Source organism: Paracoccus seriniphilus (assembly GCF_028553745.1).
In the GTDB taxonomy this organism is placed as follows: domain Bacteria; phylum Pseudomonadota; class Alphaproteobacteria; order Rhodobacterales; family Rhodobacteraceae; genus Paracoccus; species Paracoccus seriniphilus.
On the sequence record NZ_CP067129.1, the window covers coordinates 2,603,158 to 2,624,619 of the forward strand.

17 protein-coding genes are annotated in these 21,462 nt (G+C 63.6%); 15 read left to right on the top strand and 2 right to left on the bottom strand.

Translation table 11 applies throughout. From position 1 onward, the window contains the following. The first annotated feature begins 69 nt into the window (after positions 1-69). From JHW44_RS12785 to queG, 14 genes are all read left to right on the top strand, one after another. Positions 70-1,554 (top strand): NAD(P)-dependent oxidoreductase, encoded by a 1,485-nt coding sequence (locus JHW44_RS12785; protein WP_089342535.1) that lies wholly within the window; start codon positions 70-72, stop codon positions 1,552-1,554. A 10-nt stretch (positions 1,555-1,564) separates the two neighbouring features. After that, positions 1,565-2,308, top strand: coding sequence for a hypothetical protein (locus tag JHW44_RS12790; RefSeq protein ID WP_089342534.1), 744 nt, complete (start codon positions 1,565-1,567; stop codon positions 2,306-2,308). Continuing rightward, positions 2,305-6,843, top strand: a complete 4,539-nt coding sequence (gene gltB, locus JHW44_RS12795) for a glutamate synthase large subunit (protein ID WP_089342533.1) — start codon at positions 2,305-2,307, stop codon at positions 6,841-6,843. The genes JHW44_RS12790 and gltB overlap by 4 nt, the downstream gene beginning before the upstream one ends. A gap of 205 nt (positions 6,844-7,048) precedes the next feature. Continuing rightward, positions 7,049-8,005, top strand: coding sequence for an AAA family ATPase (locus tag JHW44_RS12800; RefSeq protein ID WP_089342532.1), 957 nt, complete (start codon positions 7,049-7,051; stop codon positions 8,003-8,005). Next, complete coding sequence (locus JHW44_RS12805) at positions 8,002-8,829, top strand: DUF58 domain-containing protein (protein WP_218822527.1); 828 nt, start codon at positions 8,002-8,004, stop codon at positions 8,827-8,829. Before JHW44_RS12800 ends, JHW44_RS12805 begins: the two co-directional genes overlap by 4 nt. Beyond that, entirely contained in the window at positions 8,826-9,164 is a 339-nt protein-coding gene (locus tag JHW44_RS12810) for a hypothetical protein (protein WP_089342530.1), read from the top strand. The genes JHW44_RS12805 and JHW44_RS12810 overlap by 4 nt, the downstream gene beginning before the upstream one ends. Next, positions 9,161-10,111 carry a VWA domain-containing protein gene (locus JHW44_RS12815; RefSeq protein WP_089342529.1) on the top strand — a complete coding sequence of 317 codons (951 nt, stop codon included), beginning with the start codon at positions 9,161-9,163 and terminating at the stop codon, positions 10,109-10,111. Before JHW44_RS12810 ends, JHW44_RS12815 begins: the two co-directional genes overlap by 4 nt. Further along, positions 10,099-11,001 carry a VWA domain-containing protein gene (locus tag JHW44_RS12820; RefSeq protein ID WP_089342528.1) on the top strand — a complete coding sequence of 301 codons (903 nt, stop codon included), beginning with the start codon at positions 10,099-10,101 and terminating at the stop codon, positions 10,999-11,001. The genes JHW44_RS12815 and JHW44_RS12820 overlap by 13 nt, the downstream gene beginning before the upstream one ends. Then, on the top strand, positions 10,998-11,615 hold the full coding sequence (locus tag JHW44_RS12825; protein WP_089342527.1) for a tetratricopeptide repeat protein: 618 nt from the start codon (positions 10,998-11,000) through the stop codon (positions 11,613-11,615). The genes JHW44_RS12820 and JHW44_RS12825 overlap by 4 nt, the downstream gene beginning before the upstream one ends. Next, entirely contained in the window at positions 11,609-12,844 is a 1,236-nt protein-coding gene (locus tag JHW44_RS12830) for a BatD family protein (protein WP_089342526.1), read from the top strand. Before JHW44_RS12825 ends, JHW44_RS12830 begins: the two co-directional genes overlap by 7 nt. Then, positions 12,837-13,358, top strand: a complete 522-nt coding sequence (locus JHW44_RS12835) for a DUF1269 domain-containing protein (protein ID WP_089342525.1) — start codon at positions 12,837-12,839, stop codon at positions 13,356-13,358. Before JHW44_RS12830 ends, JHW44_RS12835 begins: the two co-directional genes overlap by 8 nt. 46 nt (positions 13,359-13,404) lie before the next feature. Further along, positions 13,405-14,139 carry a monofunctional biosynthetic peptidoglycan transglycosylase gene (mtgA, locus tag JHW44_RS12840; protein ID WP_089342524.1) on the top strand — a complete coding sequence of 245 codons (735 nt, stop codon included), beginning with the start codon at positions 13,405-13,407 and terminating at the stop codon, positions 14,137-14,139. 79 nt (positions 14,140-14,218) lie between these two features. After that, positions 14,219-14,905 (top strand): FtsZ-binding protein FzlA, encoded by a 687-nt coding sequence (gene fzlA, locus JHW44_RS12845; RefSeq protein ID WP_089342523.1) that lies wholly within the window; start codon positions 14,219-14,221, stop codon positions 14,903-14,905. Positions 14,906-14,996: 91 nt separating this feature from the next. Further along, the gene (gene queG / locus JHW44_RS12850) at positions 14,997-15,989 is read left to right on the top strand and encodes a tRNA epoxyqueuosine(34) reductase QueG (RefSeq protein WP_245846752.1); all 993 of its coding nucleotides are present in this window, start codon (positions 14,997-14,999) and stop codon (positions 15,987-15,989) included. On the opposite strand, the gene JHW44_RS12855 is transcribed toward queG, so the two are convergent. Together JHW44_RS12855 and cobA are read right to left on the bottom strand one after the other, a co-directional pair. Continuing rightward, positions 15,986-19,045: a calcium-binding protein gene (locus JHW44_RS12855; protein ID WP_245846718.1), complete on the bottom strand. Its 3,060-nt coding sequence runs from the start codon at positions 19,043-19,045 to the stop codon at positions 15,986-15,988. The genes queG and JHW44_RS12855 overlap by 4 nt on opposite strands. Before the next feature lie 117 nt (positions 19,046-19,162). Continuing rightward, complete coding sequence (gene cobA / locus JHW44_RS12860) at positions 19,163-19,924, bottom strand: uroporphyrinogen-III C-methyltransferase (protein ID WP_245846717.1); 762 nt, start codon at positions 19,922-19,924, stop codon at positions 19,163-19,165. 156 nt (positions 19,925-20,080) lie between these two features. Here cobA and JHW44_RS12865 point away from each other — a divergent pair, with 156 nt between their 5' ends. Continuing rightward, entirely contained in the window at positions 20,081-21,460 is a 1,380-nt protein-coding gene (locus tag JHW44_RS12865) for a cryptochrome/photolyase family protein (RefSeq protein WP_179217599.1), read from the top strand. Positions 21,461-21,462 lie beyond the last annotated feature (2 nt).

Genomic DNA, 21,462 nt, shown 5'->3' on the forward strand with positions numbered 1-21,462 from the left:
CTTTTCATTACGGGTGGCATGGTTTATGCGGACTGCGGAAGTTCCCGACAGTTGGAAGGTTGCGCAGCTATGGCCACGCAGAAAATGCTCAAATTCGTCTCAACTCCGCGCGAAATGCCGGAGAAACGTTCGGCCTCCGAACGCAGCGAAGACTTCCACGAGATTTATCGCGAGTTCGCAGCCCAGAAGGCGGCCGAGCAGGCCAGCCGTTGCAGTCAATGCGGCGTGCCCTATTGCCAAAGCCACTGCCCGCTGCACAACAATATCCCCGACTGGCTGCGCCTGACGGCTGAAGGACGTCTGGAAGAGGCCTATCGGGTCAGCCAGGCCACCAACACCTTCCCCGAAATCTGTGGCCGCATCTGCCCCCAGGATCGCCTGTGCGAAGGCAATTGCGTCATCGAGCAGTCCGGTCATGGCACCGTCACCATCGGCGCGGTCGAGAAATACATCACCGACACCGCATGGGAAGAAGGCTGGGTCACGGCCGCCACCCCAGCGCAGGAACGGGCGGAATCGGTCGGCATCATCGGTGCCGGGCCGGGCGGTCTGGCGGCGGCGGACATGCTGCGCCGTCAGGGCTTTCAGGTCACAATCTATGACCGCCACGACCGTGCAGGTGGTCTGCTGACCTATGGCATTCCGGGCTTCAAGCTTGAAAAAGACATCGTGATGCGGCGCAACAAGCTGCTGGAAGACAGCGGCGTGGAATTCGTGCTGAACTGCAATGTTGGCGAAGACATCAGCTTTGACGCCATCCGCGGCAAACATGATGCCGTGCTGATCGCGACCGGCGTCTACAAGACCCGCGATCTGGATATCGACAATGCCGATGCCCGTGGCGTCGTTCGCGCCATCGACTATCTGACCGCCAGCAACAAGGTCGATTTCGGCGATGACGTGCCCGATTATGAAGACGGCGAGCTGAACGCCAATGGCAAGCGCGTGGTCGTCATCGGCGGCGGCGACACCGCCATGGACTGCGTGCGCACCGCCATCCGTCAGGGCGCGGAATCCGTCAAATGCCTCTATCGCCGCGACCGCGCCAATATGCCAGGATCGCAGCGCGAAGTGCAAAATGCCGAGGAAGAAGGCGTCGAATTCGTCTGGCTTTCCGCCCCCGGCGCCTTCAGCGGCCATGTTACCGGCGAAGCCGCCACCTCGCAGGAACGCGATGTCGACGGCGTCGATCAGATTGCCAGCGTCCGCATCCAGAAGATGCGCCTGGGCCAGCCTGACGTGACCGGCCGCCAGTCGCCCGAGCTGATCGAGGGTGCCGATTACGACGAACCCGCCGATCTGGTCATCAAGGCGCTGGGTTTCGAACCCGAAGAACTGCCGCGCCTATGGGGTGCGGACGGTCTGGAAGTGACCCGCTGGGGCACCATCAAGGCCGATTTCCAGACCCATCGCACCTCGATTCCCGGCGTCTATGCCGTGGGCGACATCGTGCGCGGAGCCAGCCTTGTGGTCTGGGCCATCCGTGACGGGCGCGAGGCTGCCGAGTCCATCGCCGATTTCCTGACTGGCGATGCCCGCGTCGCGGCCGAGTAAGGCGGTGGCCATGGCAGTCACCGCAAGTTTTTCCCATCAGGTGCAGCGCAGTGCCCTGGCCGGGGCCTTGCTGCCCCTGCTGTGGGCGATCGGCGCGATGCCGATTGAGGCCGCGACCTTTACCGTGCCACAGGGATGCAAGCTGGAAGTCACGGTCCAGAACCGCGGCTGCTCGGTCGGACAGTATTACCGCTGCTCGGCCGACCCCGAAGGCCATCAGCGCAGCGCGCTGTTCGGGCAGGACGGGCTGACGCATCTGTCGCGTATCGACGCCGAAACCCGCTGGATCGAAAGCTCGGACCCCGATACCGGCCTTGAGGACATGCTGGTCGAGGAATCCCGCGATCATGCCAGCTTCACCACGCTGATCGAGACCGGGCGCGATGATTTCGATTTCTGGACCGTTTCGGGCACCGGCGAACGCCTGCATCACGTCGGCGAGGACATCCTGACCGGCGAGACCGTCACCATTGACGGGGTCGAGCTGGAAAAGACCCGCTTTCGCCTGACCACAAGCGATGCCAATGGCGAGGTTCTGATCACCCGCGAGGGGCAGCAATTCATCAATCGCGCCATGCGCCGCTTTTTCGGCGGCATCGAAACCCAACGCGACTGGACCGGCGAGCGCCGCGAAACGAATGACAGCCCGGTGCTGTTCAGTTTTCCCGGAGAGCCTGGTTTTGGCGACACCACACCTCAATTCGACTGCGATCAGTTGATGACGCAGCTTCTGCACGAAAGGGCCCAGCTATGAGCAAGGATTGGCAGCAAGAAGAACAGGCCCGCCGCGACTGGATGGCCGAAAACAGCCTGTATCGGTCCGAGGACGAACATTCGTCCTGCGGCGTCGGCTTTGTCGTGGATCTGGGGGGCAAACCCAGCCGCCAGGTCGTGCAGAACGGCATTGATGCACTGAAGGCGATCTGGCACCGCGGTGCCGTGGATGCCGATGGCAAGACCGGCGACGGTGCCGGCATCCATGTGCAGATCCCGGTGCCCTTTTTCTACGACCAGATCCGCCGCACCGGGCATGAGCCTGACAAGAACAAGCTGATCGCCGTGGGCCAGGTATTCCTGCCGCGCACCAATTTCGCCCAGCAGGAAACCTGCCGCACGATCGTGGAATCCGAAGTCCTGCGCATGGGTCACAACATCTATGGCTGGCGTCATGTCCCGGTAAACACCGCAGTTCTGGGCGAAAAGGCCAATGCCACCCGCCCCGAGATCGAACAGATCCTGATCCGCTGCGAAAAGGACATCGACCATATCCAGTTCGAGCGTGAACTCTATATCATCCGGCGGCGGATCGAGAAGGCGGCCGTCGCAGCACAGGTCACGCAACTGTATTTCTGCTCGTTGTCCTGCCGCTCGATCATCTACAAGGGCATGATGCTGGCCGAGCAGGTCGCGGAATTCTATCCCGACCTCAAGGACGAGCGCTTCGAATCCAGCTTCGCGCTGTATCACCAGCGTTATTCGACCAACACCTTCCCGCAATGGTGGCTGGCCCAGCCCTTCCGGATGCTGGCCCATAACGGCGAAATCAACACCCTGAAGGGCAACCTGAACTGGCTGAAAAGCCATGAAATCCGCATGGCCAGCAGCGCCTTCGGTGACATGGCCGAAGACATCAAGCCGATTGTCCCGGCCGGTTCATCTGACAGTGCGGCGCTGGATTCGGTGTTCGAGGTTCTGGTGCGGTCGGGCCGAAGCGCCCCGATGACCAAGACCATGCTGGTGCCCGAAAGCTGGTCCAAGGCCACGACCGACATGCCCAAGCCATGGGCCGACATGTATGCCTATTGCAACTCGGTGATGGAACCATGGGACGGGCCGGCGGCGCTGGCGATGACCGATGGCCGCTGGGTCTGCGGTGGCCTGGACCGCAACGGGCTGCGCCCGATGCGCTATGTCGTCACTGGTGACAATCTGCTGATCGCGGGCTCCGAGGTCGGCATGGTGCCGATCAATGAAGCCAATGTCCGTGAAAAGGGCGCGCTTGGGCCGGGCCAGATGATTGCCGTCGACATGTGGGAGGGCAAACTCTACCACGACACCCAGATCAAGGACCGTCTGGCCGGCAGCCAACCCTTTGGCGAGTGGATCGAAAAGGTCGTCGACCTGAACCACATCATGCGCGATCTGCCCGAACAAACCCGTTTCGCGGGCGAAGAACTGCGCCGCCGGCAGACCGCCGCCGGCTACACCATGGAAGAACTGGAACATATCCTCTCGCCCATGGCCGAGGATGGCAAAGAGGCCATCGCCTCGATGGGCGATGACACGCCACCCGCGGTTCTGTCCAACCAGTATCGGCCCATGAGCCATTTCTTCCGCCAGAACTTCAGCCAGGTGACCAACCCGCCGATCGACAGCCTGCGTGAAACGCGGGTGATGTCGCTGAAAACGCGCTTTGGCAACCTCAAGAACGTTCTGGACGAATCCAGCGCGCAGACCGAGATCCTGACGCTGGAAAGCCCCTTCATCGCCAATGGCGAATTCGACGAGATGTGCAAGCTGTTCGGGGACAGTGTCACCCATATCGACTGCACCTTCGCAAGCGACGGCGGCTCCGAAGCTCTGGGTGAAAACCTTGCACGCATCCGGGCCGAGGCCGAGGACGCTGTGCGTTCGGGCGCCGGACATCTGGTCCTGACCGACGAGCACCAGAACGAGAACCGCATCGCGATGCCGATGATTCTCGCCACAAGCGCCGTGCATTCCTGGCTGACCCGCAAGGGGCTGCGGACCTTCTGCTCCATCAATGTGCGTTCGGCCGAATGCATCGATCCGCATTACTTCGCGGTGCTGATCGGCTGCGGTGCGACCACGGTGAACCCCTATCTGGCGCAGGATTCGATCAACGACCGGATCGAACGCGGATTGCTGGGCGGCACGCTGATCGACAATATGCGTCGCTATCGCGATGCCATTGACGCCGGCCTGCTGAAGATCATGGCGAAAATGGGCATCTCGGTCATCTCGTCCTATCGCGGCGGGCTGAACTTCGAGGCCGTCGGCCTGTCCCGTGCCATGGTCGCGGAATATTTCCCCGGCATGCACAGCCGCATCAGCGGCATCGGCCTGCATGGCCTGCAAAGCAAGCTGGTGGAAACGCACCGCAAGGCCTTTGCCGGCGAGAATGCCGATCTTCTGCCGGTTGGCGGCTTCTACAAGCTGCGGCGCTCGGGCGAAAAACACGCCTGGGAAGCCAACACCATGAAGCTGTTGCAGATGGCCTGCGACAAGGCCAGCTATGACATCTGGAAACAGTTCAGCGCCACGATGCGGGCCAATCCGCCGATCCATATCCGCGACCTGCTGGACATCAAGCCGCTTGGCAAGCCGGTCCCGATCGAGGAAGTCGAAAGCATCACCTCGATCCGCAAACGCTTCGTGACTCCGGGCATGTCGCTGGGTGCGCTGTCGCCCGAGGCGCATATGACGCTGAACATCGCCATGAACCGCATCGGTGCGAAATCCGACAGCGGCGAAGGCGGAGAGGATCCGGCGCACAGCCAGCCGCTGTCCAATGGCGACAACCCCTGCGCCAAGATCAAGCAGGTTGCCTCGGGCCGTTTCGGCGTCACCGCCGAATATCTGAATGCCTGTGAAGAGCTGGAAATCAAGGTCGCGCAGGGTGCCAAGCCCGGCGAGGGCGGCCAGCTGCCCGGCATGAAGGTCACCAAGCTGATCGCTCGCCTGCGTCACTCGACTCAGGGCGTGACGCTGATCTCGCCGCCGCCGCATCACGATATCTATTCGATCGAGGACCTGGCGCAGCTGATCTATGACCTGAAACAGATCAACCCGCGCGCCAAGATCACCGTCAAGCTGGTGGCGTCCAGCGGCGTCGGCACCATCGCCGCAGGCGTCGCCAAGGCCAAGGCCGATGTGATCCTGATCTCGGGCCACAATGGCGGCACCGGCGCATCGCCCGCGACCAGCGTCAAATTCGCCGGCCTGCCGTGGGAAATGGGTCTGACCGAGGCGCATCAGGTTCTGGCCATGAACCGGCTGCGCGAACGCGTCACCCTGCGCACCGATGGCGGTCTGCGCACAGGCCGCGACATCGTCATGGCGGCCATGATGGGGGCCGAGGAATATGGCATCGGCACCGCCGCGCTGATCGCGATGGGCTGCATCATGGTGCGTCAGTGCCAGTCGAACACCTGCCCCGTCGGGGTCTGCACGCAGGATGAAAAGCTGCGCGCCATGTTCACCGGCAGCGCCGACAAGGTCGTCAACCTGATCACCTTCTATGCGCAGGAAGTGCGCGAGATCCTGGCCAGCATCGGGGCCCGCAGCCTTGATGAGGTCATCGGTCGCGCTGATCTGCTGACGCAGGTCAGCCGTGGCGCCGCGCATCTGGACGATCTGGACCTGAACCCGCTGCTGATCACCGTCGATGGCTGGGACAAGATCGTCTATGACCGCACCAAGCCGCGCAACGCGGTGCCCGATACGCTGGACGCAGAGATCATCCGCGACGCTGAACGCTTCTTTGCCGATGGCGAGAAGATGCAACTGTCCTATGCCGTGCGCAACACCCTGCGCACCATCGGCACCCGCACCTCCAGCATGATCGTGCAGCGCTTCGGGATGCGCAACACCCTGCAGCCCGATCACCTGACCGTCCGTCTGACCGGCAGCGCCGGACAGTCGCTGGGGGCATTTGCAGCGCCGGGTCTGAAGCTTGAGGTTTCCGGCGACGCCAATGACTATGTCGGCAAGGGCCTGTCGGGCGGCACCATCGTCGTGCGCCCGCCCATGGCCAGCCCCCTGACCGCTGCCGACAACACCATCATCGGCAACACGGTGCTTTATGGTGCCACGGATGGCTATCTCTTCGCGGCGGGCCGCGCGGGCGAACGTTTCGGCGTGCGCAACAGTGGTGCCAAGGTCGTCATCGAGGGCTGCGGCACCAATGGTTGCGAATACATGACCGGAGGGACAGCCGTCATCCTTGGCTCCATCGGGGCGAACTTCGGGGCCGGCATGACCGGGGGCATGGCCTATCTGTATGACCCCAAGGGTCTGGCGCGCGATTACATCAACGCCGAAACCCTGGTCCTCTGCCCGGTCACGCAAGAGCATTGGGAAAACGAGCTGAAATCCCTGATCGAGCGGCATTACAAGGAAACCATGTCCCGCAAGGCCGAACAGATCCTTCAGGATTGGGATGAGGAAAAAGCCAATTTCCTGCAGGTCTGCCCCAAGGAAATGCTGCCCAATCTCAGCCATCCGATCATGCCGGTCGAGGAAAGCAGCGCGGTTCCGGCAGAATAAGCCCGAATCTTGGCCAGAAAATCCAGCGCGGCCCCCTTTGCGGGGCCGCGTTTTCATTTGAAAGCGGCCCCCGACAACAGCCGTTTTCGCAAATATGCGCATCGTGAAATTCCAAACCAAAGTCGGAGGCGCTTTTTTCGTTCAGTCGCGTAATCTGATCCGGTGACGGGTGCCACAGCTTCGCCCGTCGCGACGGGAGGAAGCAATGAACGACATGACGACAAGCAGCCATGCCGTGGCCCGACTGGGGGCCGAGGTCGGCGCCGCCCTGATCGGCCATGAAGTTCTGGTCGAACGCTTGCTGATCGCCCTGTTGGCGGGGGGGCATGTCCTGATCGAAGGGCCGCCGGGAATTGCCAAGACCCGCGCGGTGAACCAGCTGGCCGCGCATCTGCCCGGCAGCGATGCGCGGATTCAATGCACGCCCGATCTTCTGCCTTCGGATCTGACCGGGACACAGGTATATCGCCCCGAAACCGGCCAGTTCGACTTTATCGCCGGACCGATCTTTCACAGCCTTGTTCTGGTGGACGAGATCAACCGCGCACCGCCCAAGGTTCAATCCGCCTTGCTGGAAGCGATGGCCGAACGGCAGGTCACCACCGGCGGCGTCACACGTCCCCTGCCCGACCCGTTCATGGTGGTGGCCACACAGAACCCCATAGAGCATGAGGGTACATTCCCCCTGCCCGAGGCCCAGCTTGACCGCTTCCTGCTGCATCTGCGTCTGGAACTGCCTGACGCGACGAATGAGCGCGCCATTCTGGACCTGATCGAGGCCGAAGGCACCACCCCGCCGCCCGCCAGCACGGCCGTCACACCCGATCAGTTGAAACAGGCCCGCGCCGAGGCAGCCAAGGTATTCCTGTCCCCCGCACTCAAGGATTTCATCGTCCGTCTTGTCATGGCGACCCGCAGCGGCGGCGCGGTGGCGCAATGGGTTGAACATCCGGTCTCGCCGCGCGGCACCTTGGCACTGGCGGCGGGGGTGCGGGCGCGGGCCTGGCTGCATGGACGCGATCACGGCCTGCCGGAAGATGCCGAGGCCCTGGCCGCTGATGCGCTGTCGCACCGACTGGTTCCCGCATGGCAGGCCGAGACCGAGGGCCGCGATTCTCGCGCCCTGGTCGATCAGATCCTGCGCGAGGTGCGTCCTTGGTGACATTGGCCAGCCTGCCCGATGGACCCGGAATCCGGATCAGCCGCGCGGAACTGCTGGCCTTGCGCGACGATCCCGACACAGGCGGGCGCATGCGTCCGGCGACACGCAGACCCGGCGCAGTGGCAGGGCGCAATCAGGGCAGCGGCATGGACCTGCGCGAGATCCGCGCCTATGTGCCCGGCGATGATCCCCGCCGTCTGGACCCGGCCGCCACCGCGCGCACCGGTCATCCCCATATCCGCAGCCTGCATGAGGATCGCGACGACATCACCCTGTTGCTGGCCGATTACCGGGCCGCAATGATCTGGGGCACCGCGACGGATCTGCGCTCGGTCCGGGCCGCACGGTTTCTGGCCCGCGCGGGCTGGCAGGCCGCCAGACGCGGCGGCAGCACTTCCGCTGTCACCGTCTCCGCCGCCGGTGTGGCCCATCTTGCACCGGCAACGGGCGATCGGCAGATGGCCGATATTGCAGAATTGCTGGCGCATCAGCATGATCGGGCACTGACCGAAAGCGCGATGCCCGATCTGGGCGAGGCACTGGCACTTGCCGCGCGGCTGGTGCCTGCGGGCGGGCGGGTGACTCTGGCCACCTGTCCGGGCGGCTGGCGCAGCGCCGAGGCCGGGCTTGCGCGGCTGGCAAGAAAGCGCAGGGTGACGGTCGCGCTGATCCTGGATGAATCCGAAACCGCCCCGCCCAAGGGGGTCTTCGCCATCAGCAATGGTACGACCAGCCATTTCGCCCGGCTGACCCCGCCAGAGCTGTCGGCAGAAAGCGCGCGACTGACCGCACTGGGTGTCCGGGTGCAGGAGGTGTTGCCGTGACACATGAAGAGATGCTGGCTGCGCTGAAACCCGCACGGCTTCCGGCAACAATGGCATCGCCGGACTGGCACGAGATTGTCGCCCTGATCGCCCTTGGCATGTTGCTGGCGGTAATGGCCCATCTCATTGCCCTGCCCTTCCTTCGCCCGCGTCCCTCTCGCCTTGGCCGGATCCGCGCCACCCGAGGTCTGGCCCCGCAAGAACGGTTATTGGCGATTGCAAGGATTCTGGGCTATCTGCCTGCCCGCCTGCGCCCCGCCGCCTATGGCGCAGAACCTGTTCCACCTGATGATCAGATCGAACGGATCATCAAGACATCGCGCAAGCCCAGATGAGTTTCGCCGCCCCATGGCTGTTGATCTTGCTGCCCTTGCCGCTTTTGCTGCGCAAATGGCTGCCCGCCAGCGCCATTTCGCCACCGGCCCTGCGCCTGCCCGACCACCTTTGGCGGGGTGCCATCAGCATCGAAAACAGCGGCGCGGGCGGGGGCAGATGGCTGGCCGGGTTGGCATGGGTGGCCCTGCTGGTGGCGCTGGCCGGTCCGCGAACCGAGACTGTCACCGACATGATTCCTGCCTCGGGTCGCGACATCGTGCTGGCACTGGATCTGTCGGGCAGCATGATGAAGGAAGACTTCCAGTTGAACGGTCTGCCGGTCACGCGGCTGGAGGCCGTCAAGCAGACCGCTTCGGCCTTTGTGACCTCGCGCAAGGGCGACCGGATCGGGTTGGTCATTTTCGGGGAACGCGCCTATTTCGCCTCGCCGCTGACCTTTGATGTGGATGCCGTGGCACGCGCGATCGACGAAGCCCAGATCGGCATTTCCGGGCGTGGCACGGCGATTTCGGACGGGCTGGGGCTGGCCATGAGACGTCTCGGCGACAGCAACGCGCCGACGCGAGTGATCATCCTGCTGTCCGATGGCGTGGACACTTCGGGCAATGTTCCCGCTGTCGAGGCCGCGCGGCTGGCCGCGACCCATGGCATCCGTGTCCATACCATTGCCCTTGGCCCCGAGGATCTGGAAAATCAGCCACGCTCGCGCGATGCCGTCGATGTGGCAACGCTGCGCGCGATTGCTCGCGAAGCCGATGGAGACAGCTTTCGCGTCCGCAGCACCGGTGACTTGCGGCAGGTCGCCACGGCGCTGGACCGTCTGGAGCCGAACCCCTCGGCCCGCCCACCGATGCGTTACTGGCGTTCCTATTGGGTCTGGCCCGCCACGCTGGCACTGGTCTGCCTGACCCTTCTCGCCGTCAGGAGGCGCGCATGGACGGGTTGATCCTGTTGCGCCCGATGTGGCTGTTGGGGCTGGTGCCATTGGCCATGATCGCCTTCTGGCAGCATCGTCGGCAAGCTGATGCAGGGGGCTGGGAACGCGTCATGTCCCGCGACATGTTACGCACCATGACCACCCTGGGTGTGCTGAGCGGGCGCGAAACCGGCTGGCAGCGATCCCTTGCGCCGCTGGCCCTGCTGGCGCTGCTGTGCGGCATGTCCGGTCCCGCCATTCCACGCGCCGACACGCCGGTTCTGGCGCAGGACGATGCGGCGATCATTGCCATCGACATGTCGCGCTCTGTCGCTACCGGGCCGGATCTGCAACAGGCGCAACTGGCCGCCGCCGGGCTGCTGCAGGGGCTGGCCGGCCGTCCGGTCGGGCTGATCCTTTACGCGGGTGAGGCCTATCTTGCCGCCGCCCCCACCGCCGACCCCGCCACGCTGGAAACTCTGGTCGCGGTGCTGGAGGCCGACACCATGCCGGGCCGTGGCAGCCAGCCATCAGCCGCGTTGGGAATGGCGGCCACGCTGCTGGCCGATGTGCCCCATGGCGATGTCATCCTGATCAGCGATGGCGGCGGCATCGATGCCACCACGCTGGCCGCTGCCGACAGACTGGCCGCCCAGGCAGCGCGGCTGTCGGCCCTGACACTCGACAATCCCGCCCCCGATGCCACGCCTGCTGCGCCAGAGGAACTGGGCAAGCTGCTGCGCAACAAGGGCGCGATCATGCCTGCTGACAAGGCCCCCGAACTGGCCGACATGCTGTCGCGCGGACATTCGTCGCGGCGCGACCCTGATCTCACCACGCTGCAATATCGCGATCTGGGGCCTTTTCTCGCCGCACTGGCCCTGCTGCCGTTGATGGTCATGTTGCGGAGGCGCGCATGAGGTTCCCGCTGCTGATCGCGACAGCCGCGCTGATGCTGCTGGGGCTTGCCGGACCGGATGCCCTTGGTCGTTTGGCGTTGCGCGCAGAATGGAATGGCGCCGCGGCAGCTTTGCTGAGTGATCCCGCGGCACGTGGCGTTGCGCAATACCGGCAGGGCCAATATGCCGACGCCGACGCCGGTTTCGCCATGGCCGGACGCTCGCAGACCTATAATCGCGGCCTCAGTCTTGCGGCCATGGGCGACTACCCGCTGTCGGTAGCCTATTTCGACGCCATGCTCTTTGCCGATCCCGCTGACGAACAGGCCCGCCACAACCGCGAGATCGTCGCCACCATGTATCCGCCCGTGCGCGGCCAGACCGTCGTGCCGGGGCGTATCGCGGGGGGTGGCGGAATCGAGTCGGACAAGCCGGTGATTGCCGACCTGCTGGCCAATGCCTCGGGGCCGGAATGGGAACGCAAGCTGGACAGCAAGGGCATTGCCGCCAGCGACTCATGGCTGGAAACCATCAGCGACGATCCGGGCGAATTCCTGCGGCTGCGGCTGCGCGCCGAATATGACCGGCGCGCGCGGCTGGGCCTGATCCGCCCCGCCGAGAGCGACCCATGGTAAGACTGCTGCTGATATGTCTGGCGTTGCTGATGCCCGCGCCTGCCATGTCGCAAGAGGCGCGCCTGATGATCCTGCATGACCACGGCAACCCGGTGCAATCCGAAATGGTCCGGCTGCGGATCCGTGGCGAATATGATCTGACGATATCGCTGGAGGACATGCAGTTCCCGAATTCGTCTGCTTATGACTGGATCCAGATTGCCCGCGATGACTGGCACAAGGAACGCGTGAACGGACGCCTGTTGCAGATTTTCGAACGTCAGGTGGCTGTCTTTCCCCGCCAGCCAGGTCCGGTTACCGTCGGCCCGCTGAGCCACGATCTGACCTATGTCACCGCCGGAGGCGGGCGCGAGAACACCACCGTCACGGCCCCAGAAATCACCCTGAACGTGCAGCCATTTCCGGCCGATCACCCCGCGCTGTCGGCGCGTGATCTGACCTTGACGGATGAACTCTCTGCCCGGCCCGGCGCGCTGAAGAAGGACGAGGTTCTGACCCGTCGCGTCACCATCGAGGCGCTTGGAACGCTGGCACATTACCTGCCGCCCCGCCCCGATATCCGCCAGCCCTGGATGATCAGCTATACCAAGCCCGAAATACGCGAGACGGTGCTGACCGAAGACGGGCCGGTGGCGCGGGTTGAATGGGAATGGCAAATGCGCCCCCATACGGGCGAGCCCGCCATCCTTCCCGGAATCGGCTTTCCCTGGTTCGATACCGACAGCCGCCAGATACGTATCGCGCCCCTGAAACCGATACCTTTCGGCTTTGCGGGCTTTGGCACGAATTTCGGGGCGACGCAGGCCCCGGCCTCGGTCTGGCTGCTTGCGGGGGTGCCACTGCTGTCCTTTCTGGTCACCTTGCTGGTGCTGCTGTTGCGGCGCAGGCCGGCGCGCAGGCGGCAGCTTCGCTTGCGTCTGCGCCGCCTGCTGCCCTCGCCCCATGTCAGGGCAATGAAAGCCGCCGCGCGTCGCGGTGATCTGCCGGACCTGCGCAAGGCGATCGCCCTGCATGAAGACCGCAGCGGCACGTCAACGGATACCAGCAGGCTGGATCGGCAGATTTACGCATGCGACCATCAGGCCGATTTCAATCCGACCGTCTGGCTGCAATCCTATCTTGCGGCGAATCGCTCGGCGCGATGGCGCATGTTCTGGCGCGATCACCCCGGTGATGACAGCCTGTCGCCGCCGCACGCAGCCACTCGAAGGGAAAACCGCCATGTCTGAACTGATTGTTGTCGCTTTTGACGATGAAGCCTCCGGCTTTGATATGCGGGCCGAACTGGTGAAGATGCAGAAGGAATATCTGATCGAAATCGAGGATGCGGTCGTCGTGACCCGCGCCAGCGAGGATGACATCAAGCTGCATCAGGCGGTCAATCTGACCGCGACCGGCGCGGTTGGTGGCGGCTTCTGGGGTGCCCTGATCGGAATGGTCTTCCTGAATCCGCTGCTGGGCGCGGCGGTCGGCGCGGCCTCGGGCGCGCTGGCGGGAAAATTCACCGACATCGGCATCAATGACGATTTCATGCGCGAGGCCGCCCATGCCCTGCAGCCCGGCGGCTCGGCGGTATTCGTGCTGCTGCGCAAGATCACCGCCGACAAGGTGCTGGAACGGCTGGAACAGCTGCACAAACGCGGGCGGGTTCTGCAGACCTCGCTTTCCCATGAGGATGAGGAAAAGCTGCGCAACGCCCTGTCGGGTGGAACAACAGACAACACCGCGACGGCTTCGTCCTGATCGCTCCGGCTTGACGTCGCATGACGGGACGTGACAAATCCGGGCCATGTTCCTGCGCGCCCTGTTCCGCCCTCCGGCAACCGACCTGCCCCCGGCACCGGGCGGAAAAGCCAAGACGATTCGCTGGCGTCCGCTGCGACGCCTGCTGATCTGGACGCGCTGGTTCGCCCTGCGTGTGCTGGCCCTGATGGCTGCGCTGGTGGCGCTTTACGGTCTGATCAACCCGCCCACGACCTGGACCATCGTCGCACAGTCGCGGCAATATCAGATCAAGCCGCGATCCTGGGTGGATATCGAGGATATCGCCCCCGTCATGCGCCGGTCCGTGGTGGCGGCCGAGGACGCGAATTTCTGCCTGCACTGGGGCTTTGACATGGCAGAGATCCGAAAGGTCGTGGCCTCGGGCTCCAGCCGCGGCGCTTCGACGATCACCCAGCAGACCGCCAAGAATGTCTTTCTGTGGCAGGGGCGCAGCTGGCCGCGCAAACTGCTGGAAACCATCTATACCCCGATGATCGAGGCCATGTGGTCCAAGTCGCGCATCCTGGAAATCTATCTCAATGTGGCGGAGTTCGGCCCCGGCATCTTTGGCATTCAGGCCGCTGCACGGGAATTCTATGGCGTCACCCCCGCCAGATTGACGCCAGTGCAGGCCGCCCGGCTGGCCGCAGTCCTGCCAGCTCCGAAATCGCGCGATCCGCTGCATGCATCACGCCGCTCACGCGCAATCGCCGATGGGGCCGCCACAATCGCCCGGGATGGCCGCGCCAGTTGCCTGTAACACGCAGCCCGCAGTTGAAACGGACGGGGGGCGCGCTTATCAAGGCGACGTTGCGAAACGAAGAGGTCTCGAGCAGGCGATGAACAACAATAATCAGACCACGCGACTTTACCATTCCATGCTGTCACCCTTCTGTCGGAAGGTGCGGCTGGTTCTGGCCGAGAAAAAGATCGAGGTCGAACTGGTCGAGGAACGCTACTGGGAAAGCCCGCCCGATCTGAAACGCCGCAACCCGGCCGGAAAACTGCCGGTTCTGCGCTATCGCGGCAACATGCTGGCCGAAAGCCAGGCCATCATCGAATATCTGGACGAGGCGGTGCCCAACCCGCCGCTGATGCCCCAGTCACCGCTGGAACGCCACGAGGTCCGGCGGCTGTGTGCCTGGTTCGATGACAAGTTCAACAGCGAAGTCACCCAGCCGATCATGAACGAGCGGGTCTGGAAGAAGATCATGCGCACCGGCTATCCCGACAGCCGCGAGGTCAAGAACGGGCTGCGCGCCATCAAGGAACATATCGATTACCTGACCACCTTGCTGGAAAGCCGTCGCTGGCTGGCAGGCAACACCCTGTCCCTGGCCGATTTCACCGCAGCCGCGCATTTTTCCTGTCTCGATTACATTTCGGATGTCGATTGGGATCGCTCGGAAATGCTGCGCGACTGGTATGCAACCATCAAGTCGCGCCCGGCCTTCCGTTCGGTTCTGGCCGATCAGGTGCCCGGAATTCATCCGGCCCCGCATTATGCCGAACTCGATTTCGGATAGATCCCCCGAACCCGCCGCACCTGCGGACGGGGGGCGGGATGACAAGGGTTTGCATGAGTTCAAGCAGGCTCTTGACGTCCAGGCCCGCGAGATGGGCTTTGCGCAGATGCGGGTGACGCGGCCCGACTCCGTGCCCCGGATCGCCGAACGCCTGCAAGAGTTCCTGCGTGCCAACCGTCACGGACAGATGGGCTGGATGGCCGAACGGACCCATTGGCGGGGCGATCCCGCGGCCCTGTGGCCCGAAGCAAGATCGGTCATCATGCTGGCCGAACTGTATACACCCGATCACGACCCTCTGGAGGTGCTGAAACATCCCGGGCTTGGCGCGGTCAGCGTCTATGCCCAGGGGCGAGATTACCATGACATCGTCAAGAAGCGGCTGAAGCGGCTGGGACGCTGGCTGCTGGAACATCACCCTGACGAACAGATCAAGGTCTTTGTCGATACGGCACCGGTCATGGAAAAACCGCTGGCACAGGCGGCAGGACTTGGCTGGCAGGGCAAGCATACGAACCTGCTGTCGCGCGAATTGGGCAGCTGGTTCTTTCTGGGTGCGATCTTTACCACCTGTGCCCTGCCGCCCGATCCGCCAGAAACGGAACGCTGCGGATCCTGCCGGGCCTGTCTCGACATCTGCCCGACCTCGGCCTTTCCCGCGCCCTTCCAGCTGGATGCCCGGCGCTGCATCTCTTATCTGACGATCGAGCATCGCGGGCCGGTCGATCCGGATCTGCGCGCCATGATGGGCAACCGTATCTATGGCTGTGATGACTGTCTGGCGGTCTGCCCTTGGAACAAATTTGCCCGACAGGGGCAGGAAATGCGTTATCGCGGCATCATCGACGCCCCCCCGCTGACCGAACTGGCCGCGCTGGATGATGCGGCGTTTCGGGCACGTTTTTCCGGAAGCCCGATCAAGCGTATCGGGCGCGACCGCATGGTTCGCAATGTGCTCTATGCCATCGGCAATTCCGGCCAGCCACAATTGCGACCCGTGGCTCAGGGCCTGACGGATGATCCCGACGAAGCCGTCGCAGATGCGGCGCGATGGGCCGCCACCCGTCTCTCGGTGCCGGACTAGAAAAGAAAGTCATCTGCAGACAGGTCTAGATGTCCGGTCATGCGCAGGGCCATGTCGGTCCGCCCGTCACCGTCTGCATCGATCTGGATCCTTGTCTCATCCCCGACATAGGTCCAGCGCAGCTGGTGGTCGTCCGAAAATTCACGCCCTCCGATATAGGTCAGGTCCAGTTGCCTCAGGTCCACCAGGTCCTGCCCCGGCACGAAGTTCACGATCACATCGGCATCGCCGCCCCGATCGCTGTCCTCCCAATCGGTATATCTGAACACATCCTTGCCACGCCCCCCATAAAGCCAGTCCGCGCCCTCTCCGCCGATCAGCGTGTCATCTCCGGCTCCTCCCTTCAGGGTATCTGCGCCCTTGCGCCCCAGCAGCAGGTCATCGCCAGAGCCGCCATCCAGAATGTCGGCGCGCTTTTTCCCGTCAAGGCGATCGTCGCCGCGACCGCCAGACATCCGATCCTCTCCCGATCCTCCGATCAGGGTATCCTTGCCGCCGCCGCCCTCGAAGCGGTTCTTCCCGCCGGGATCCTCCAGCCAGTCATGACCACTCTTGCCGACAAGGGTGTCATTGCCAAAGCCACCGTAAATCCTGTCGTTTCCATCCCCGCCACCAAGGTAGTCATGGCCCTTTCCTCCCTTGAGGAGATCCCTGCCATCCTGCCCGTAGAGCGTGTCACTGCCCTGTCCCCCCGACAGACAGTCTGCACCAGCACCCGCCTTCAGGACATCGTTCCCTCCTTCGCCATACAATGAATCCGCGCCCGATCCGGCGATCAAACGGTCATTCCCGTTCCTGCCCCACAGCTCGTTGTCGCCGAAAATGGCTTCAAGCGTGTCGTGCCCAAAGCCGCCCAGCAGCGTGTCATCGCCGCTTCCGCCCAAAAGCTGGTCCGAGCCTCGCCCCCCGTAGAGCAGGTTCCGGCCGGAGTTGGCGCTCAGGGTGTCGTCGCCATTCTCTCCCATAAGCGTGTCATTGCCCGAGCCACCGTCCAGCAGATCATCTCCGTCCCCGCCGTAGAGGGCATCATCTCCTCCCTGACCATATAGCCTGTCCTGTCCGCTGCCACCGATCAGCGTATCGCGGCCATTGCCACCAGCCAGAAGATCATCGCCCCCGTCGCCCGACAGGACGTCATTGCCGCCTTCGCCATACAGCTTGTCGCTGCCACTGCCGCCGTAAAGGCGATCATGGCCCGTGCCACCATGGAGATGATCATTGTCCGCACCACCATACAGCAGGTCGGTGCCGGTCTCACCCCACAGGCTGTCCTGTCCTGAATCTCCGAAGAACGTATCATTGCCTGCGCCGCCATACAGCCCGTCCTGCCCATCTCCCCCGCGCAACAGGTCATGCCCTTCATCCCCGTGCAGGGTGTCATCCCCGCCCGAAGCCGACAGCGTGTCATTCCCGGCCTGACCCTGCATATTGTCCGGGCCCTGGCCGCCAAGCAGTTGATCGCCACCGGCCCCGCCAAACAGCCAGCGACCGACCGTCGTCGGGGCGTCATCCGCTGACACGGCTTTCGGGTCCAGTTCGGGCAGCAGATAATGGGACAGCGGAAACATGGCGTTCGTAAACGCGCCGGCGGACAGGGGCCCGCCATCGCTGCTGTAGATATCCACATGGCTATCGCCATAGCTGATGCGCATGCCGTAATTTCTGGGCTGAAACGTCAGCTGCCACGTGCTGCGGATCATGCCCAGCATGGACATGTCCAGCCGGTCCTGATCCGGCTGGAAGTCCTTGATCACGATCCGCCCGTCAACGCGCGACAGCACGAAGGTATCGGCCCCCGCCCCGCCAATGAGGGTAAGCCCCTCATCACCGGCAACCAGAATGTCATCTCCATCGCCGCCCTCGAGCCGCGAGGTTCCGACCCGCGCCACCAGCAGATCGTCCCCCGCCCCACCACGCGAGATGCCCGAGCCTGCGAATGCGGTGACGCCGATCTCGCCGGGATCAAGGGACAGCTGTGTCACCCCCGCCTCTGTCGCGCTGGAGACGAACAGGGCGATCTTGTCCCCGATCACCTGCGCCTCGATATCGCTGACATCGGACAGGCTCATCGCGGTATCATCGGCGATGCTGGCCAGATGCAGCAGACGGCCATCGGGCAAGAGCGCAAAAGCCGAGATGCCGTCATCCGCGCCTCCGGCGAAAACATAGCCGCGCCCCTCCACCACCGCCGTCGCAAGGGCAGTGGCAGATTGAAACCGCGTGGTCCGCTCATCGATGACATGATCCGTGACCTGCAAATCGCCATTCTGGCGCAGTTTGAACACCGTCAGAGACGAGGAAGATGATCCTGCCACCACAAGGAAATCCCGCCCTCCGAATTGCAGAACCTCGGCCTCGGTGGGGATGAAATAGCCGGTGCCCTGCGCCGCGACATGCATTGCCCCCGGCCCCAATACGCCGTCCTCGCCGACTTGATGCGTCGCGATGAAGTTTCCACCCGCCGAAACGGCCACCAGCAGGCGCTGACCGGCGACCTCGACATCCAGAACCCGGTCCAGCGAGGCCCCCGCAAGCGCGCCGGACTGGGGCAGATCAACCGAGGACAGCTTTGTGATCGCCCCGCCTGCCGACAGCCGATAGACGGTCAGCCCCAAATCCGAGCCGCGCCCGGTATAGATGAACTCTCCGGCGGCGGTCGAAAACTGTCCCAGCGCGGTCAGCTTGGTGCCGATCGTCGCTGCCGGAAAGACGCGCGCAAAGGAAGTCAGCCCACCATCCATGCCGATTTTCGGTGCCAGCCCCTGAGAACCCGCAATCATCCCGGGATACAGGAAACTGTCACCCCCGATCTTCAGGAGCGATATCTCGGGGTCACCCTGATAGGCGAAACTCTTGGGAAAGGCCTGGCGGTCCACGACCTCAAGCGGGATGTCGGGGTCGCGAAATGAATAGCTGATGATGCCGCCATCATGCTGCGTCGTCGAAAACAGCAGATAGCCCCCTTGCCCGACCTTCCCGATGACCAGATCGGTCATTGTCTTGGGCCAAGCTGCCAGGGCGGCCCCATGGGTGACCACATGGCGATAGGTCAGCATCTGTTCCTCGGACGCGTTCTAAGGTTCGCCATGACCCTAGTCCGCGCGGATTAACAATCGCCCCCGCTATCGGGAAGGAAATACTTTGAAGTTTAATGGAATTCTTACGATCTGACGTCAGACCGTCTGCGGCTCTGCGCCGATCTGGAAAGCCAGGGGGCCGTAAAGGATGATACCCGGCTGGACCACCTTGGCATCCGCCATCATCTGCGCCAGTTCACCGATGGTCGTGCGGACCAGTCGCTGATGGGGATGCCCCACCGCCTCGGCAAACAGCGCCGGGGTCTCTGACGGCAGTCCATGCGCCCGCAGCTCTTCGGCCAATCGCGGGAAACTGCGCTGGCCCATGAAGACGACAGTCGTGACGGCAGGATCTGCCAGAGCCGCCCAGTTGATGTCTTCGGGCAGATGTCCCGTCACATCGGCACCGGTGACGAATTGCACCCGACGCGAGGTCAGCCGACGGGTCAGCGGAATGCCTGCCGCGGCCGCCGCAGCACTTGCCGATGTCACGCCCGGCACGATCTCGAAGGGGATACCCGCCTGTGTCAGCGCCACAAGTTCCTCTTCCAGCCGACCGAAAATTCCCGCATCGCCAGACTTCAGGCGAACGACCCGACGACCGGCCTGCGCATGGCTGACCAGCAATTCATTCACATGTTCCTGTCGGGCCGAGGGGCGCCCCGCACGCTTGCCGACCGATATCAGTTCGGCCTGGGCCCCAGCGTGATCCAGAACCGGCCCCGATGCGAGATCGTCGAACAGCACGACATCCGCCTGTGCCAGCCTGCGCACGGCCTTCAATGTCAGCAATTCGGGGTCTCCCGGACCAGCCGAGACAAGGGAAACAAAACCGGAGGACAGAGAAGATTGCGTCACGAGAGCGGCCTATATGGGCGATACCTGCCCTTTGCTATACCACCCGTTGGCGCACTGACAATGCCGCGCGGCGACGGCCCGGCCATGGAACTGCGGCGCCGCATGCAACTTTTGGCGGTTTCGCGCGTGTATCAGGGGCATAGCAAGGAGAATTCCATGACGGTCATCTGCTGGTTCAGACGGGTCTTGCGACTGGACGATCATCCGGCGCTGAATGCGGCCTGCGCGGCGGGCAAGGTCATCCCCCTTGTCATTCTGGACCCCGATGAGGCCCGTGATCACCCGGCCAGCGCGCAGCGTCAGGCCATGTCGCTGCCGCATTTGCAGGCCGCCCTGAATCGCCATCACAGCCAGTTGATCCTGCGCCGGGGCGATCCGCAGAAGGTGATCACCCGGATTCTGTCCGAGACCGGCGCGACACAACTGCATACCACCCAAGGCTTTCCCTTTGCCAATGACCACGGATTGCAGGAAACGGTCCGGGCCGCAGGCGCGGAACTGCATTTGCATCCCTCGGCTGATCTGGTGCCACGTGGCTCGGTCCGTACCGGTCAGGGCGGCACCTACAAGGTGTTCACGCCTTTCTGGCGAGCCTTGAGGAGCCAGGACATCGCCCAGCCGCTGCCCGTGCCGACCCTCTCCTCGCCCGAGAACTGGCCGGCCAGTGATTCCATCGACTGGCCCGAGGCGCGCAGCGCGATGGCGCGCGGCTGGACGGTTCTGGCCGAGCATGTAACTGCAGGGGAAGACGCAGCGCATGACAGGGTGAACCGCTTCCTGGAAGAGGCTGTGCCCGGCTATGTCACCCGCCGCGACCTGCCCGGCCAGCCCCAGGCGACATCGCAGATCTCTGATGCGCTGGCTGTCGGGGAAATCAGCGCCCGCCGTATCTGGCGCATGGCCATGGATGCCCGCATGCAGGGCCAGGCGGGCACGGATGATTTCCTGCGCGAGATTGCCTGGCGCGAGTTTGCGCGCGACCTGTTTCACGCCGCCCCCGACATGGCAACGCGCTGCTGGCGATCAGAATGGAATGATTTTCCGTGGAAGCCGGACAATACCGATGCGCAGGCATGGCGAAAGGGTCAGACCGGTATCCCGATCATCGATGCGGGCATGCGCGAGTTGTTCGTGACCGGACGCATGCACAACCGCGTCCGCATGATCGCGGCCAGCTATCTGACCAAACATCTGCTGACGGATTGGCGCCTTGGTCGGCAATGGTTCGAACGGACACTGACCGATTGGGACCCGGCGTCAAATGCCATGAACTGGCAATGGGTCGCGGGATGCGGGCCGGATGCCTCGCCCTATTTCCGGATATTCAACCCCGAGACGCAAGCAGGGAAATTCGACCGGGGCGCAGGCTATAGCGATCTATGGCTGGACCCCGACAGCCCCAATGCCCGCGCCTTTGCAAAGGCGGCCCCGCTCTCATGGAGGATCGACCTGCGTCACAAACCTCTTCCCGAGATGTCGCTGGCCCATGGCCGGGCGCGGGCGATGACCGCCTATGAGGGCTTCAAGAAGAGATGATG

Coding starts and splice junctions, on each gene's coding strand:
- JHW44_RS12865 (WP_179217599.1), top strand. CDS start 20,081: ATGACGGTCATCTGCTGGTTCAGACGGGTCTTGCGACTGGACGATCAT.
- JHW44_RS12785 (WP_089342535.1), top strand. CDS start 70: ATGGCCACGCAGAAAATGCTCAAATTCGTCTCAACTCCGCGCGAAATG.
- JHW44_RS12820 (WP_089342528.1), top strand. CDS start 10,099: ATGGACGGGTTGATCCTGTTGCGCCCGATGTGGCTGTTGGGGCTGGTG.
- JHW44_RS12825 (WP_089342527.1), top strand. CDS start 10,998: ATGAGGTTCCCGCTGCTGATCGCGACAGCCGCGCTGATGCTGCTGGGG.
- JHW44_RS12855 (WP_245846718.1), bottom strand. CDS start 19,045: ATGCTGACCTATCGCCATGTGGTCACCCATGGGGCCGCCCTGGCAGCT.
- queG (WP_245846752.1), top strand. CDS start 14,997: ATGGGCTTTGCGCAGATGCGGGTGACGCGGCCCGACTCCGTGCCCCGG.
- mtgA (WP_089342524.1), top strand. CDS start 13,405: ATGTTCCTGCGCGCCCTGTTCCGCCCTCCGGCAACCGACCTGCCCCCG.
- JHW44_RS12815 (WP_089342529.1), top strand. CDS start 9,161: ATGAGTTTCGCCGCCCCATGGCTGTTGATCTTGCTGCCCTTGCCGCTT.
- fzlA (WP_089342523.1), top strand. CDS start 14,219: ATGAACAACAATAATCAGACCACGCGACTTTACCATTCCATGCTGTCA.
- JHW44_RS12800 (WP_089342532.1), top strand. CDS start 7,049: ATGAACGACATGACGACAAGCAGCCATGCCGTGGCCCGACTGGGGGCC.
- JHW44_RS12790 (WP_089342534.1), top strand. CDS start 1,565: ATGGCAGTCACCGCAAGTTTTTCCCATCAGGTGCAGCGCAGTGCCCTG.
- gltB (WP_089342533.1), top strand. CDS start 2,305: ATGAGCAAGGATTGGCAGCAAGAAGAACAGGCCCGCCGCGACTGGATG.
- JHW44_RS12835 (WP_089342525.1), top strand. CDS start 12,837: ATGTCTGAACTGATTGTTGTCGCTTTTGACGATGAAGCCTCCGGCTTT.
- JHW44_RS12830 (WP_089342526.1), top strand. CDS start 11,609: ATGGTAAGACTGCTGCTGATATGTCTGGCGTTGCTGATGCCCGCGCCT.